This is a genomic window from Roseateles oligotrophus, from assembly GCF_014204525.1.
Classification (GTDB): domain Bacteria; phylum Pseudomonadota; class Gammaproteobacteria; order Burkholderiales; family Burkholderiaceae_C; genus Paucibacter_A; species Paucibacter_A oligotrophus_A.
Genome location: NZ_JACHLP010000007.1, coordinates 69,219 through 83,028, shown reverse-complemented (window position 1 = coordinate 83,028; position 13,810 = coordinate 69,219). Strand labels below are relative to the sequence as shown.

Here is a 13,810-nt window from a genome sequence, read left to right as displayed (position 1 = left end):
GTGCCTGTCCTTCAGTTCTTGGCCGCATGCGCGCGCAGGGTGTCGACCAATTCGTCGAGACGCTGAGGGCTCATGAAACTGCACATCTGCCTATCGTTCACCAGCATCACCGGCGAGTCGGCGCAGGCACCCAGACACTCGCTCTTCTGCACGGTGAACAGGCCGTCGGCCGTGGTGCCGCCCTCTTCCACGCCCAGCTTGCTGCACAGATGGTTCAGTGCAGATTGGCCGTCACGCAAAAGGCAGGGCAGATTGGTGCAGACGTTCAACTTGAACTTGCCCAGCTTGCGCTGGTTGTACATGTTGTAGAAGGTCGTGACCTCGTACACGGCGATGGCCGGCATGCCGAGGTAGTCGGCAATGGCGTCCTCGCTGGCGCGCGAGACAAAGCCAATCTCCTGCTGCACGATGGCCAGGCAAGCCATCACGGCCGACTGCTTCTGGTCGGCCGGGTACTTGGCGACTTCGCGAGCAAAACGCGCGGCGGTCGCTTCACTCAAATGATAGGTGTCAGTGCTCATAGCAAGGTGTCCAAATCAACGATCAATCTCGCCGAAAACAATGTCCATGGTGCCGATCACGGCCACCGCGTCGGCAATCATGTGGCCGCGCGACATCTCGTCCAGCGCAGCCAGATGCGAGAAGCCCGGGGCGCGGATCTTCAGGCGGTAAGGCTTGTTGGCACCATCGCTGACGATGTAGATGCCGAACTCGCCCTTGGGATGCTCGACGGCGGCATAGGCCTCACCTTCGGGCACATGGAAGCCTTCGGTGAAGAGCTTGAAGTGGTGGATCAGCTCCTCCATATTCGACTTCATGTCGACACGCGAGGGCGGCGCCACCTTGTGGTCATCGGTGATGACAGCGCCAGGATTGGCACGCAGCCAGTCCACGCATTGCTTGATGATGCGATTGCTCTGACGCATTTCCTCGACGCGCACCAGATAGCGGTCGTAGGTGTCGCCATTCGTGCCGACGGGCACATCGAAGTCCATCTTGTCGTAGACGTCGTAGGGCTGCTTCTTGCGCAGGTCCCAGGCCACGCCGCTGCCGCGCAACATGGCGCCGGTGAAGCCCAGATTCAGGGCGCGGTCGGGCGAGATGACGCCGATGCCCACGGTACGCTGCTTCCAGATGCGGTTGTCGGTCAGCAGGGTTTCGTAGTCGTCGACGTTCTTGGGGAAGCGCTTGCAGAAGTCATCGATGAAGTCCAGCAAAGAGCCCGAGCGATTCTCATTGAGCATCGCAATGGTCTTGGCGTTCTTGATCTTGCTGACCTGGTACTGAGGCATCGAATCCGGCAGGTCGCGGTAGACGCCACCCGGACGGAAGTAAGCCGCATGCATGCGCGCGCCGGAGACGGCCTCGTACATATCGAACAGATCTTCACGCTCGCGGAAGGCGTAGATCAGGATGTTCATCGCGCCGCAGTCGATGCCGTGCGCGCCCAGCCACAGCAGGTGGTTGAGCAGACGTGTGATCTCGGCAAACATCACGCGGATGTATTGCGCGCGCAGCGGCACCTGCACGCCCAGTATCTTCTCGATGGCCAGGCAGTAGGCATGCTCGTTGGACATCATGGACACATAGTCCAGGCGGTCCATATAGGGCAGCGACTGGATATAGGTCTTGCTCTCGGCCAGCTTCTCGGTGGCGCGGTGCAGCAGACCGATATGCGGGTCGGCGCGCTGGATGACTTCGCCATCCAACTCCAGCACCAGACGCAAAACGCCGTGGGCGGCGGGGTGCTGGGGACCGAAGTTCAGGGTGTAGTTTTTGATCTCGGCCATGCTCAGTGTCCGCCGTAGTTGTCTTCGCGAATGACGCGCGGCGTGATCTCACGCTGCTCGATCGTGACCGCTTGGTAGATCACGCGACGCGCCTCGGCGTCGTAACGCATTTCCACATTGCCCGTGGTGGGAAAGTCCTTGCGCATCGGGTGGCCGATGAAACCGTAGTCGGTCAGGATGCGGCGCAGGTCCTCGTGGCCCTCGAAGATGATGCCGAACAGGTCAAAGGCCTCGCGCTCGAACCAGTTGGCCGAGGTCCACAGCGGCGTCAGCGCAGCGACGCAGGGGAAATCATCATCGGGGCAGAAAACCTTCAGCCGCACGCGCCAGTTCTTGTTGACCGACAGCAGATGCACGGCCACGGCATAACGCGGGCCCTCAACAGCGCCGTCTTTGTAGCTGCTGTAATCCAGGCCGCAAAGATCGATCAGCTGATCGAAACGCAGCTCCGAGTGGTCGCGCAGGATCTTGGCTGCGGCCGCGTAGTCGGCGGCGCTCACCTGGACGGTGATCTCGCCAAACTCGGTCTTCAGGTTTTGAATCTTCTCGCCAAGCGCTGCTTCGAGCGCTGCTTTGAGGGTGTCAAGTTTGCTCATCTGTGAGGGACCTTTTCAGCCTTGAGGTTCAGCTCAACGCGCGATGGTGTTTTCGCGCCGGATCTTGGCTTGCAGCTGCAAGATGCCGTAGAGCAAGGCCTCGGCCGTGGGCGGACAGCCCGGCACATAAACGTCGACCGGCACGATGCGGTCGCAGCCACGCACAACCGAATAGCTGTAGTGGTAGTAGCCACCACCGTTGGCACAGGAACCCATGGACAAGACCCAGCGCGGCTCGGCCATCTGGTCATAGACCTTGCGCAGCGCGGGAGCCATCTTGTTGCACAGGGTGCCGGCCACGATCATCAGGTCACTCTGACGCGGGCTGGGGCGGAACAACATGCCAAAACGGTCGATGTCATAACGCGCAGCGCCTGCGTGCATCATTTCGACCGCACAGCAGGCGAGACCGAAAGTCATCGGCCACAGGGAACCGGTCTTGGACCAGTTGATCAGCTTGTCAACCGAGGTGGTGACAAAGCCTTCTTTCAAAACGCCTTCGATACCCATATCGAGCTTCCAATCTGACTAGGCCACGCGGGCCGAGCGCCGGGCCGCTCCTCAGCTTGCCCGCAATGCCGGCACCAAGGCCGGCGTCCTCGCCAGGGCGCGCCCGAAGCAGCCCCAGGACGAGAGACCAACAATCACTCCCAGTCCAGGGCGCCCTTTTTCCACTCGTAGGCGAAACCCACGACCAGAATGCCCAGGAAAATCATCATGGCCCAGAAACCAGTTGCACCGATTTCCTTGAGCGAAACCGCCCAGGGAAACAGGAACGCAATTTCCAGGTCAAACAAAATAAACAAAATGGCCACGAGGTAATAGCGGACGTCGAATTTCATTCGCGCGTCTTCAAAGGCCTCGAAGCCACATTCATAGGGGGAGTTTTTGGCCTGATCCGGCCGATGGGGCCCGAGCAATGCGCCGAGCACTTGAGGCGCCACGCCGACGCCTGCGCCGACCAGGATGAAGAGGATGACGGGCAGGTACTGATCCAAGTTCATGGGTGACGCTCTCTAAAGCTGCCTTACGCCTCCAGGCGATTCACAGCAGTTACCACAAAAAGCAACGGGCGCGCCGCCAGCGAATTCTCGCTTACGGACTGCGCCCGCTCGGGTCCCCTGCAGAACAGACTCAAACTAGGTTCAAGCAAACTCTGCGACGAGGCGCTTTGGCAAGTAGTTCACGGGCTCCAACCCAAGAATACTAACCGATGATCTGGTGCCGTCGGCGAGACTCGAACTCGCACAGCTTTCGCCACTACCCCCTCAAGATAGCGTGTCTACCAATTTCACCACGACGGCTATTTATTAACTCTCGATTTCGACTAGATTTACCTGAGGATTGACTCGCGTCTTGCTATCTAGCCAGCCTCAAATTCTATACCGAAAATCCTGCCCTTTCGGCTAATTCGCAACAAATTCTCAGCGTTTTTTGAGCTTGCGCATGCAGGCCACTGCAGCAGGCACCCGAAGCAAGCAGCTCCTGCGCCTGCGGCAGACGGCGCCGCTTACTTCGAGGCAGCGGGAGCAACTGCCGGAGCAATCACCGCAGGCGCGGCGCCGGGGATGGCGGCGGCGCCAGAGGCGGCAGCCGCAGCGGGAGCAGCCTTGTCGAGAATCGTTTCATTGCCAGTCTGGCCGCTGCGGCTATTGGACATATAGGCCAGGGCCAGGGTGCAGACAAAGAAGACCGTGGCGCAGACGGCCGTGCTGCGCGACAGGAAGTTGGCACTGCCAGTAGCGCCGAACAAACTGCCCGAGGCGCCGCTGCCAAAAGAGGCCCCCATATCGGCCCCCTTGCCATGCTGGACCAAGACCAGGCCAATCATCACCAGGGCGCTCAGCAGCTGAACCACCAACACCAAATTCATCCAGAATTGCATCTCAAAAACTCCAAAAAATCTCAGAAATCAGCTCTTCGCCACCGGGCGAACAGGCTCAATAAATTCAGCTCGCGGCGCGGCAGATCACGCTGAAGTCCGCCGTCTTCAAAGCCGCCCCGCCAATCAGGCCACCATCGATATCGGCACAGGCAAACAGCTGAGCCGCGTTATCGGGCTTGACGCTGCCGCCGTACAGAATGCGCATGGCATCGGCCTTTTGCGTCGCTGCCTGCAATTGCTTGCGCAGCACCGCGTGCACCGCCTGGGCCTGCTCGGGCGAGGCCGTCAGACCGGTACCAATCGCCCACACCGGCTCATAGGCCAGCACGATCTCACCGATGCAATGCGTCAGCGTGTGGATCACAGCCGCCAGTTGACGCTTGACCACCAACTCGGTTTGACCCGCCTCGCGCTCGACCAGCGTCTCGCCCACGCACACAATCGGCGTCACGCCATGCGCCAGCGCGGCCTTGGCCTTGTCGGCCACCAATTGATCACTCTCATGGTGATATGCGCGGCGCTCGGAGTGGCCGACGATCACATAACGGCAACCCAGATCGGCCAACATGGCCGAGGACACCTCACCCGTGAACGCGCCCTGCTCTTGCGCCGAGCAGTCTTGCGCACCAAAGGCGATGGCCTGGCTGGTCAGCGCCAAGGCGGTTTCGGCGATGTAAGGGAAAGGCACGCAAACCGCCACATCAGCATTCCATGGCCCAGCCTCCTTCAGCCCAGCCAACAAGGCCGCATTGGCGCTGCGATTGCCATGCATCTTCCAGTTGCCGACGACCAATTTCTTACGCATTGCCCTATCCCCCAAATCTCTTTATCACCAACTCAAAACAATCTTGCCGACATGCTCGCCGGACTCCATCAAGGCGTGCGCTGCCGCCGCCTCTTCGGCGGGCAGCTGGCGGTAGACCACCGGCACCACCTGACGCGCCTCCAGCAAGGGCCAGACTCGCTCACGCAGCGCGCGGGCAATGGAAGCCTTGAAGGCCAGCGAGCGCGGCCGCAAGGTCGAGCCGCTGATCGTCAAACGCCGGCGCAGCACGGCACCGGCATCCAACTTGGCCTCCACACCGCCCTGCACCGCGATGATGACCATGCGGCCATCGTCGGCCAGGCATTGCACACCGCGCTCCACATAGGAGCCGGCCACCATGTCCAGAACAACGTCCACACCGCGCTGACCCGTGGCGGCCTTCACCTCGGCCACAAAGTCCTGCTGCTTGTAATTGATCGCCACATCGGCGCCCAAGGCCAGGCAGGCCTGAGCCTTGGCCTCGCTGCCCACGGTCACGATGACCCGTGAGCCCAGGGCCTTGGCCAGTTGGATGGCCGTTACCCCGATGCCGCTGCTGCCGCCATGCACCAGCAAGGTCTCGCCCGGCTGCAGGCCCGCCCGCTCGAACACATTCGACCAGACGGTGAAGCAGGTCTCGGGCAGGCTGGCGGCCTCGGCCATGCTCCAGCCCGCCGGGACCGGCAGGCAATGTCCCACCGGCGCCACGCACAGCTGGGCATAGCCACCGCCCGGCACCAGGGCACAGACCGCGTCACCCAGCTTGAAACCCGCCGCGGCCAGGGCCTCGGCATCGCCCGCAAGAATGCGGCCCGCCACCTCCAGGCCAGGCAGGTCGCTGGCGCCGGGCGGGGGCGGATACACACCCTTGCGCTGCAGCACATCGGGGCGGTTGATGCCATAGGCCTCAACCGCGATCAAGCACTCCCCTGCCCCCGGCCGGGGGTCGGGGCGCTCGATGAGCTGCAGCACCTCGGGGCCGCCGGGGCGGCTGATGGCGATAGCTTGCATGCGCGCGGTTGGCTGCTTAGGGCTGAACTTCGTCGGCCGGCGCAGCCACGGGAGCGGCGTCGCGGTCGATCAAGGCCTTCATCGACAGCTTGATGCGGCCCTTCTCGTCGGTCTCCATGACCTTGACCTTGATGATCTGGCCTTCCTTCAGGAAGTCGGTCACCTTCTCGACGCGCTGGTGGGCGATCTGGCTGATGTGCAGCAGGCCGTCCTTGCCGGGCAGCAGATTGACCAGGGCACCGAAGTCCAGGATCTTGGTGATGGGGCCTTCGTAGACCTTGCCGATCTCGACCTCGGCCGTGATCTCCTCGATGCGCTTCTTGGCGTGCGCGGCCTTGTCGGCATCGGTGGAGGCGATGGTGATGGTGCCGTCTTCGCCGATGTCGATGGTGGTGCCGGTCTCTTCGGTCAGCGCACGGATGGTGGCGCCGCCCTTGCCGATCACGTCTCGGATCTTCTCGGGGTTGATCTTCATGGTGTACAGACGCGGCGCGAATTGCGACACCTCGGTATTGGCCGTGCCCATGGCTTCCACCATCTTGCTCAGGATGTGCAGACGAGCTTCCTTGGCTTGCGCCAGGGCGACCTGCATGATTTCCTTGGTGATGCCCTGGATCTTGATGTCCATCTGCAGAGCGGTGATGCCGCCGGTCGTGCCGGCCACCTTGAAGTCCATATCGCCCAGATGATCTTCGTCACCCAGGATGTCGGTCAGCACGGCGAAACGGTTACCGTCCTTGATCAAGCCCATGGCGATGCCGGCCACATGGGCCTTCATCGGCACGCCGGCATCCATCAAGGCCAGGCAGCCGCCGCAGACCGAGGCCATCGACGAGGAGCCGTTGCTCTCGGTGATTTCCGACACCACGCGCATGGTGTAGGGGAAGTCTTCCTTGCTGGGCAGGGCGGCGATCAGCGCGCGCTTGGCCAGGCGGCCGTGGCCGATTTCGCGGCGCTTGGGGCTGCCCACACGGCCGGTTTCGCCGGTGGCGAAAGGAGGCATGTTGTAGTGCAGCATGAAGCGGTCTTCGAACTCGCCGGCCAGGGCGTCGATGCGCTGGGCGTCGCGGTCCGTGCCCAGGGTGGCGACGACCAGGGCCTGCGTCTCACCACGGGTGAACAGGGCCGAGCCGTGGGTGCGCGGCAAGATGCTGTTGCTGATCTCGATGGGGCGCACGGTGCGGGTGTCGCGGCCGTCGATGCGGGGCTCGCCGGCCAGGATCTGGCCACGCACGATACGGGCTTCGATCTCGAACAGCAGGCTTTCCACCTCGACCTTGTCGAATTCCACGCCTTCGTCGGTCAGCGCCTTGAAGACGTTAGCAGCCGCAGTACGGCAAGCTTGGGTGCGGGCTTGCTTGTTGCGGATCTGATAGGCGGCGGCCAGGGCCTCGTTGGCCAGGGCGCCGACCTTGGCGATCAGGGGCTCGTTCTTGGCAGGAGCCTGCCAGTCCCAGACCGGCTTGCCGGCATCGCGCACCAACTCATTGATGGCGGCGATGGCGATATTGCCTTGCTCATGGCCGAACACCACGGCGCCCAGCATGACTTCTTCGGACAGCGCGTCGGCTTCGGACTCCACCATCAGCACGGCGGCTTGCGTGCCGGCGACGACCAGGTCCATCTTGCTGTTCACCAGCTCGGTCTTGCCGGGGTTGAGGATGTACTCGCCATTGACATAGCCCACGCGCGCCGCACCGATGGGGCCGTTGAAGGGGATGCCGGAGACGGCCAGCGCGGCGCTGGAGGCGATCAGGGCGGCGATGTCGGCCTGGACCTCGGGGTTCAGCGACAGCACATGCACGACGACCTGGACTTCGTTGTAGAAGCCTTCGGGGAACAGGGGGCGGATGGGGCGGTCGATCAGGCGGCTGGTCAGGGTCTCCAACTCGCTGGGGCGGCCTTCACGCTTGAAGAAGCTGCCAGGGATCTTGCCGGCGGCATAGGTCTTCTCCAGATAGTCCACGGTCAGCGGGAAGAAGTCCTGGCCGGCCTTGGCCTCGGTCTTGGCCACCACGGTCGCCAGGACCACGGTGCCTTCGATGTTGACGAGCACCGCACCGCTGGACTGGCGAGCGATCTCGCCGGTTTCCATCGTGACGGAATGGGGGCCCCACTGGAAGGTCTTGGTGACTTTATTGAACAAGCTCATGGCTCTCTCCTTTTGGCGAAGCGGCTTGCGGCCCGCCTCTTGACCGGGAGTGAGTCTGGGTTTGGCGGGATGCCATTCCAGTGCGTCTGCATTCGGTAAAACAACAAGCCGCAGAAGCTTTGGAATGACACAGCAGCGCCACGTCAGCTCAACTCCGAAAACTCAACTCAGTACAACAACGGATAAACAAACTTCAGCTTCAGCGACAGCAAATCCGATCGCTGAAAAAACAAAGAGCCTGTGCAGGCGTCAATACCCAGACAGGCTCCTTGCTTGCACGCGTGAATTACTTACGCAGACCCAGCTTTTGAATCAGGTCGGTGTAACGCGTCGCGTCCTTGGACTTCAGATAGGCCAGCAGGCTCTTGCGAGTGTTGACCATCTTCAGCAGACCACGACGGCTGTGGTGATCCTTCATATTGGCCTTGAAGTGAGGCATCAGGCCATTGATACGTGCGGTCAGCAGAGCGACCTGGACTTCCGGCGAGCCGGTGTCGTTGGCGCTGCGTGCGTTGGACTTGACGATTTCTGCCTTGTTGATGTCGGCGACTGACATGTTTGCGTTCCTTGCATGATGGAAGCCGCCGGGCTGCGCTTAAAAGCGGCAGCACACAAACGGTTTCCAAAGGTTTCAACTTGCGGTCACGGGTGAAACCGACCCGAGCCGTGCTCTTAATCCTGTGGCTCAAACCACAAAACTTGTCGATTATAGACCAGATTGGGAAGCCGGCCCGAGGGTCGCGGCCGCCTCACCGGCCAGCCAAAGCATCTGGCGCCACTTGCCGCGCTTCCAAGCCCGGGTTTGAAGATATTTTTCCGGGGCTTGAAGCCGGGCGCATGAGGCCAATTTTTGCAAGCATGGGGCCGCAGCAGGCCCCGTAACTCTAGCCTCACAGGAGCCCTCACCATGTTTGTCTTCCCCGTCCACGCCAGCGCCCGCCAAGCCCAAGCCCGCCAGGCCAGCGATATTGCCCAGCGCATCGAACGCATTTTCCAGGGTGCGGAATCCGCCCTGGCGCTGCGCAGCCCCGCTCTGGATGTGAGCGAGACCGACACGGCCTACATCCTGCAGCTGGACATGCCGGGCGTGGACAAGACGGCCGTCAAGATCAGCATCGAGGGCCGGCGCGTCAATATCGATGCCGAACAGGCTGACCCCGCCGAGACGGAGGCTGTGGCCAGCCCCCGCCAGCTCTACCGCGAACGCGCCCTGACGCGCTTCTCGCGCAGCATCGCCCTGCCCCAGGAGGTGAACCAGGGCGATTCGACGGCCCGGCTGGAGTCCGGCGTGCTGACCCTGACCCTGGTCAAACGCCAGGCCACAGGGCCCAGCCATCTGACGGTGAGCTGATCAAGCCGAGCCCAGGGGCCAGCGCGGGCGCACCTCGAAACCGCCCGCGTCCGGCCCGGTTTGCAAGACGGCCATGCCGCGCTGCAAGCGCATGGCGGCGGCCATGGCAATCATGGCGCCGTTGTCGGTGCACAGACTCAGCTCGGGGTAGTGCACACGCACGCCGCGCCGGGCGCAAGCGGCGTTGAGCTGCTCGCGCAGCAGGCGGTTGGCACCCACGCCGCCGGCCACCACCAGGCGCTTCAAGCCGGTAGTTTTCAAGGCCAGCAAAGACTTCTTCACCAACACCTCGACGATGGCCGCCTGCGTGGCGGCCGCCAGATCGGCTTTTTGCTGCTCCGTCGGCGCCTCACCCAAGCGCTTGACCTGGGTCAGCACGGCCGTCTTCAGGCCGGCAAAGCTGAAGTCAGGCTTGCCGCTGTGCAGCAAGGGACGCGGCAACTCGAAAGCCGCCGCATCGCCGCCCTCGGCCAGGCGGGCCAGATGCGGCCCACCCGGATAAGGCAGGCCCAGCAGCTTGGCACTCTTGTCAAAGGCTTCACCGGCGGCGTCGTCAATCGTCTCGCCGAGAATCTCGTACTGCCCCACCTCGGTGACCCGCATCAGCTGGGTGTGGCCGCCCGAGACCAGCAAGGCCACGAAGGGAAACTCCGGCGCATCGGCCGACAGAAAGGGCGAGAGCAAATGCCCTTCCAGATGGTGGATGCCCAGCGTGGGTTTTTCCAAGGCCGCCGCCAGAGCCACCGCCACACCCGCCCCCACCAGCAAGGCGCCGGCCAGGCCGGGCCCCTGGGTGTAGGCCACGACATCGATCTCGGCCAACGCGGTATTTGAGTTAGCCAAAACCTCGCGAGCCAGCGGCAACACGCGGCGGATATGGTCGCGCGAGGCTAACTCGGGCACGACGCCGCCATAGGCCTGATGCATGCTGATCTGGCTGTGCAAGGCCTGGGCCAGCAACTGAGGCGCGCCCTGCTCGGGCACGCGCACCAGGGCCACGCCCGTCTCGTCGCAAGAGGATTCAAAACCCAGGACCAGCATCGCGACCCCGCCCTCTCAATGATTCTCTTTGGCGTGATTGATCGAGTACTTGGGGATCTCGATGGTCACGTCCTGCTGGCCCAGAATGGCCTGGCAGCTCAGGCGCGAATCGGGTTCCAGGCCCCAGGCACGGTCCAGCATGTCTTCCTCGCCCTCCTCCATCTCGGACAGCGAGCGCATGCCCTCGCGCACGATGACGTGGCAGGTCGTGCAGGCGCAGACCATATCGCAGGCATGCTCGATGGCGATTTTGTTGTCCAGCAAGGCCTCGCAGATGGAGGTGCCGGAGGGCGCGGAAACCGTCGCCCCCTCGGGGCAGTACTCGGCGTGGGGAAGAATCTTGATGATGGGCATGGGGTTCTCCTGGAGCGGCGCAAGCCGGATCTCAAGCACTCAAATTTGGTCGACGCTGCGGCCGGTCAGGGCCTTGTGGATGCCACGATTCATGCGGGCGGCGGCGAAGCTCTCGGTGCCCTTGGCCAGCGCCTCAACGGCGGCATCGATCGCATCGGCGTCATCGGCCTCGGCACTCAAGGCCAGGGCCTGGAGCAAAGCCGCCAAGTCGGCTCGCTCGGCCTCGCCAAGCAGATCGCCATCGGCCGCCAGGGCACTTTGGGTGGCCAGCGTCATGCGCTCGGCCTCAACCCTGGCCTCGCGCAGCTTGCGGGCGGCCATATCGGTCTCGGCGCTGGCAAAGCCGTCCTTCAGCATGCGGGCGATCTGCTCGTCAGAAAGACCATAGCTGGGCTTGACCGTGATGGCCGCCTCCACGCCAGAGGCCAGCTCCTTGGCCGAGACGCTCAGCAAGCCATCGGCATCGACCTGGAATGTGACGCGTATGCGCGCAGCACCGGCCACCATGGGCGGGATGCCGCGCAGCTCGAAGCGCGCTAAGGATCTGCATTCGCTGACCAGCTCGCGCTCGCCCTGCAACACATGGACGGCCATGGCCGTCTGCCCGTCCTTGAAGGTGGTGAAGTCCTGGGCCTGGGCCACCGGGATGGTGGCATTGCGCTCGATGACGCGCTCCACCAGGCCGCCCATGGTCTCCAGACCCAGCGACAAGGGGATCACGTCCAGCAGCAAAATCTCACCATCGGCCGCATTGCCGGCCAGCTGATTGGCTTGAATCGCCGCGCCCTGGGCCACCACCTCGTCGGGGTTGAGATTGACCAGCACTTCGCGGCCGAACAGCGCACTGACGGCCCGGCGCACGCAGGGCATGCGGGTCGAGCCGCCCACCATCACCGTGCCCTGCACCTCATCGGCCTTGACCCGGGCATCGCGCAACACGCGGCGAACGGCGGCCAGGGTCTTGTCCAGCAAGGGCTGGGCCAGCTCATCAAACTTGACGCGGCTGACCGTGACGCTGAGGCGGCCGGCATTCAGCTCGGCGGCCAGCAACACCTCCTGCGCATCGGACAACTGCTCCTTGGCCGCGCGCGCAGCCACCAGCACGGCACGTTTGTCGTGGCTGCTCTCGGCTTGCAGGCCCGCTTGCGCCAGGGCCCAGTCGGCCAGGGCACGGTCGAAATCATCGCCACCCAGGGCCGCATCGCCGCCCGTGGCCACCACCTCAAAAACGCCCTGGCTCAGACGCAGCAGGGAGATGTCGAAGGTGCCGCCGCCCAGGTCGTAGACGGCGTACAAGCCCTCGCTGGCATTGTCCAGGCCGTAGGCGATGGCCGCCGCCGTGGGCTCGTTGATCAGGCGCAGCACATTCAAACCCGCCATTTGAGCGGCGTCCTTGGTGGCCTGGCGCTGGGCATCGTCGAAATAGGCCGGCACGGTGATGACCGCGCCGAACACATCGTCGGCAAACGAGTCCTCGGCACGAAAGCGCAAGGTGGCCAGGATCTCGGCCGAGATTTCCACCGGCGACTTCAGGCCATGACGCGTATTCAAGCTGACCATGCCCGGCGTGTCTTCGAAGCGATAGGGCAGCTTGCCGGCCTCGCGGATATCGCTGAGGCTGCGGCCCATGAAGCGCTTGACCGAGACCACGGTGTTCTCCGGGTCCTCGGCCTGGGCGGCCAGGGCCTCGGCGCCGATCTGGCGCCGGTCCTCGCTCAGATAGCGCACGGCCGAGGGCAGGATCACCCGCCCCTGTTCGTCGGGCAGGCATTCGGCCACGCCATGCCGCACGGCCGCCACCAGGGAATGGGTGGTGCCCAGATCGATGCCTACCGCGATGCGGCGCTCGTGCGGATTGGGCGATTGGCCGGGTTCGGAAATTTGCAAAAGAGCCATAACTTATTGTTCCAGGGCGTCCAGCCGTTGATCGATATCGGCGCGGAAACGATGGATGAACATCAGCGCCCTCACCTGCTCCGCGGCTGCCGCGGCGTCACACTCATCGTCCAGCAGGCGCTGGACCTCGTTCAGCAGAGCGGCTTCGCGGGCCGCCACCTCGGCGTCTATGGCCTCGACCTCGGCGGCCGTCCGCGCCTCGTCCAGGCTCTCGCGCCAGCTCATCTGCTCCATCAAAAAACTCGCCGGCATGCGGGTATTGCTATGGGCCTGCAGGGCCGCGCCGCGCAACTCGCAAAGATAGGCGGCGCGCTTGAGCGGATCGCGCAGGCGTTGATGCGCCTCGTTGACGCGCACGGCCCATTGCATGGCCAGGCGCTGCGAGGCGGCCCCCTCGGCGGCGAATTTGTCTGGATGCACCCGGGCCTGCAAGGCCTTCCAGCGCGCATCGACCTCGGCCCTGTCCTGCGCGTAGCGCTGGGGCAAACCGAACAGGCTGAAATCGTCGTCACTGAGTTGCATGGAGGGCCAAGGGATGCTGAGTGATTGGCAAGAAAAAGGCGCGGTCATTCGCCGCGCCTCATTCACAAGAAGGCGGCACTTTACACGCGGAAAGACTCACCACAGCCGCAGCGATCCTTCTCGCGCGGATTGCGGAACTTGAAGCCTTCGTTCAGGCCTTCGCGCACAAAGTCCAGCTCGGTGCCGTCCAGATAGGGCAGGCTCTTGGGGTCGATCAAAACCTTCACGCCATGACCTTCAAACACCACGTCCTCGGGCGCCACCTCATCGGCGTACTCCAGCTTGTAGGCCAGGCCTGAGCAGCCGGTGGTCTTCACGCCCAGGCGCACGCCCACGCCGCGCCCGCGCTTGGCGATATAGCGCGTCACATGGCGGGCCGCCGCTTCGGTCAAGGTCACAGACATGCA

The 13,810-nt window shown here is 63.4% G+C and carries 16 protein-coding genes and 1 tRNA gene; 1 reads left to right on the top strand and 16 read right to left on the bottom strand.

What is annotated here, in order from left to right:
• Nucleotides 1-11: 11 nt before the first annotated feature.
• The 11 genes from nuoE to rpsO form a co-directional block, all read right to left on the bottom strand.
• The gene (nuoE, locus tag HNP55_RS17270) at nt 12-521 is read right to left on the bottom strand and encodes an NADH-quinone oxidoreductase subunit NuoE (RefSeq protein WP_184302131.1); all 510 of its coding nucleotides are present in this window, start codon (nt 519-521) and stop codon (nt 12-14) included.
• 15 nt (nt 522-536) lie between these two features.
• Nucleotides 537-1,790 carry an NADH-quinone oxidoreductase subunit D gene (locus tag HNP55_RS17265; protein WP_184302128.1) on the bottom strand — a complete coding sequence of 418 codons (1,254 nt, stop codon included), beginning with the start codon at nt 1,788-1,790 and terminating at the stop codon, nt 537-539.
• A 2-nt stretch (nt 1,791-1,792) separates the two neighbouring features.
• Nucleotides 1,793-2,386: an NADH-quinone oxidoreductase subunit C gene (locus HNP55_RS17260; protein ID WP_184302125.1), complete on the bottom strand. Its 594-nt coding sequence runs from the start codon at nt 2,384-2,386 to the stop codon at nt 1,793-1,795.
• A gap of 33 nt (nt 2,387-2,419) precedes the next feature.
• On the bottom strand, nt 2,420-2,896 hold the full coding sequence (locus tag HNP55_RS17255; protein ID WP_046113908.1) for a NuoB/complex I 20 kDa subunit family protein: 477 nt from the start codon (nt 2,894-2,896) through the stop codon (nt 2,420-2,422).
• A 134-nt stretch (nt 2,897-3,030) separates the two neighbouring features.
• A complete protein-coding gene (locus HNP55_RS17250; protein ID WP_184302123.1) occupies nt 3,031-3,390 on the bottom strand; it encodes an NADH-quinone oxidoreductase subunit A in 360 nt (119 codons plus the stop codon).
• A 215-nt stretch (nt 3,391-3,605) separates the two neighbouring features.
• Nucleotides 3,606-3,690 (bottom strand) — tRNA-Leu (locus tag HNP55_RS17245).
• Between the two features lie 206 nt (nt 3,691-3,896).
• On the bottom strand, nt 3,897-4,271 hold the full coding sequence (secG, locus tag HNP55_RS17240) for a preprotein translocase subunit SecG (protein ID WP_184302120.1): 375 nt from the start codon (nt 4,269-4,271) through the stop codon (nt 3,897-3,899).
• Between the two features lie 64 nt (nt 4,272-4,335).
• Complete coding sequence (gene tpiA, locus HNP55_RS17235) at nt 4,336-5,076, bottom strand: triose-phosphate isomerase (protein ID WP_184302117.1); 741 nt, start codon at nt 5,074-5,076, stop codon at nt 4,336-4,338.
• A gap of 24 nt (nt 5,077-5,100) precedes the next feature.
• The gene (locus HNP55_RS17230) at nt 5,101-6,087 is read right to left on the bottom strand and encodes an NAD(P)H-quinone oxidoreductase (protein WP_184302115.1); all 987 of its coding nucleotides are present in this window, start codon (nt 6,085-6,087) and stop codon (nt 5,101-5,103) included.
• A 16-nt stretch (nt 6,088-6,103) separates the two neighbouring features.
• Complete coding sequence (gene pnp / locus HNP55_RS17225) at nt 6,104-8,239, bottom strand: polyribonucleotide nucleotidyltransferase (protein WP_184302113.1); 2,136 nt, start codon at nt 8,237-8,239, stop codon at nt 6,104-6,106.
• Nucleotides 8,240-8,525: 286 nt separating this feature from the next.
• Nucleotides 8,526-8,795, bottom strand: coding sequence for a 30S ribosomal protein S15 (gene rpsO, locus HNP55_RS17220; RefSeq protein WP_184302110.1), 270 nt, complete (start codon nt 8,793-8,795; stop codon nt 8,526-8,528).
• A 351-nt stretch (nt 8,796-9,146) separates the two neighbouring features.
• On the opposite strand from rpsO, the gene HNP55_RS17215 reads away from it, so the two are divergent.
• Nucleotides 9,147-9,590: an Hsp20/alpha crystallin family protein gene (locus HNP55_RS17215; RefSeq protein WP_184302107.1), complete on the top strand. Its 444-nt coding sequence runs from the start codon at nt 9,147-9,149 to the stop codon at nt 9,588-9,590.
• Here HNP55_RS17215 and tsaD read toward each other — a convergent pair whose 3' ends face one another.
• From tsaD to iscA, 5 genes are all read right to left on the bottom strand, one after another.
• On the bottom strand, nt 9,591-10,631 hold the full coding sequence (gene tsaD / locus HNP55_RS17210) for a tRNA (adenosine(37)-N6)-threonylcarbamoyltransferase complex transferase subunit TsaD (RefSeq protein ID WP_184302105.1): 1,041 nt from the start codon (nt 10,629-10,631) through the stop codon (nt 9,591-9,593).
• Nucleotides 10,632-10,646: 15 nt separating this feature from the next.
• Nucleotides 10,647-10,985 (bottom strand): ISC system 2Fe-2S type ferredoxin, encoded by a 339-nt coding sequence (gene fdx, locus HNP55_RS17205; protein ID WP_184302102.1) that lies wholly within the window; start codon nt 10,983-10,985, stop codon nt 10,647-10,649.
• A 39-nt stretch (nt 10,986-11,024) separates the two neighbouring features.
• Complete coding sequence (hscA, locus tag HNP55_RS17200) at nt 11,025-12,881, bottom strand: Fe-S protein assembly chaperone HscA (protein WP_184302099.1); 1,857 nt, start codon at nt 12,879-12,881, stop codon at nt 11,025-11,027.
• A gap of 3 nt (nt 12,882-12,884) precedes the next feature.
• Nucleotides 12,885-13,403, bottom strand: coding sequence for a Fe-S protein assembly co-chaperone HscB (hscB, locus tag HNP55_RS17195; RefSeq protein ID WP_184302096.1), 519 nt, complete (start codon nt 13,401-13,403; stop codon nt 12,885-12,887).
• 80 nt (nt 13,404-13,483) lie between these two features.
• Nucleotides 13,484-13,807, bottom strand: a complete 324-nt coding sequence (iscA, locus tag HNP55_RS17190; protein ID WP_091724270.1) for an iron-sulfur cluster assembly protein IscA — start codon at nt 13,805-13,807, stop codon at nt 13,484-13,486.
• Nucleotides 13,808-13,810: the final 3 nt, after the last annotated feature.

What these genes read in the sequence shown, in the direction of transcription:
- nuoE (WP_184302131.1), bottom strand. Translation starts at nt 521, where the DNA reads ATGAGCACTGACACCTATCATTTGAGTGAAGCGACCGCCGCGCGTTTT.
- HNP55_RS17265 (WP_184302128.1), bottom strand. Translation starts at nt 1,790, where the DNA reads ATGGCCGAGATCAAAAACTACACCCTGAACTTCGGTCCCCAGCACCCC.
- HNP55_RS17260 (WP_184302125.1), bottom strand. Translation starts at nt 2,386, where the DNA reads ATGAGCAAACTTGACACCCTCAAAGCAGCGCTCGAAGCAGCGCTTGGC.
- HNP55_RS17255 (WP_046113908.1), bottom strand. Translation starts at nt 2,896, where the DNA reads ATGGGTATCGAAGGCGTTTTGAAAGAAGGCTTTGTCACCACCTCGGTT.
- HNP55_RS17250 (WP_184302123.1), bottom strand. Translation starts at nt 3,390, where the DNA reads ATGAACTTGGATCAGTACCTGCCCGTCATCCTCTTCATCCTGGTCGGC.
- secG (WP_184302120.1), bottom strand. Translation starts at nt 4,271, where the DNA reads ATGCAATTCTGGATGAATTTGGTGTTGGTGGTTCAGCTGCTGAGCGCC.
- tpiA (WP_184302117.1), bottom strand. Translation starts at nt 5,076, where the DNA reads ATGCGTAAGAAATTGGTCGTCGGCAACTGGAAGATGCATGGCAATCGC.
- HNP55_RS17230 (WP_184302115.1), bottom strand. Translation starts at nt 6,087, where the DNA reads ATGCAAGCTATCGCCATCAGCCGCCCCGGCGGCCCCGAGGTGCTGCAG.
- pnp (WP_184302113.1), bottom strand. Translation starts at nt 8,239, where the DNA reads ATGAGCTTGTTCAATAAAGTCACCAAGACCTTCCAGTGGGGCCCCCAT.
- rpsO (WP_184302110.1), bottom strand. Translation starts at nt 8,795, where the DNA reads ATGTCAGTCGCCGACATCAACAAGGCAGAAATCGTCAAGTCCAACGCA.
- HNP55_RS17215 (WP_184302107.1), top strand. Translation starts at nt 9,147, where the DNA reads ATGTTTGTCTTCCCCGTCCACGCCAGCGCCCGCCAAGCCCAAGCCCGC.
- tsaD (WP_184302105.1), bottom strand. Translation starts at nt 10,631, where the DNA reads ATGCTGGTCCTGGGTTTTGAATCCTCTTGCGACGAGACGGGCGTGGCC.
- fdx (WP_184302102.1), bottom strand. Translation starts at nt 10,985, where the DNA reads ATGCCCATCATCAAGATTCTTCCCCACGCCGAGTACTGCCCCGAGGGG.
- hscA (WP_184302099.1), bottom strand. Translation starts at nt 12,881, where the DNA reads ATGGCTCTTTTGCAAATTTCCGAACCCGGCCAATCGCCCAATCCGCAC.
- hscB (WP_184302096.1), bottom strand. Translation starts at nt 13,403, where the DNA reads ATGCAACTCAGTGACGACGATTTCAGCCTGTTCGGTTTGCCCCAGCGC.
- iscA (WP_091724270.1), bottom strand. Translation starts at nt 13,807, where the DNA reads ATGTCTGTGACCTTGACCGAAGCGGCGGCCCGCCATGTGACGCGCTAT.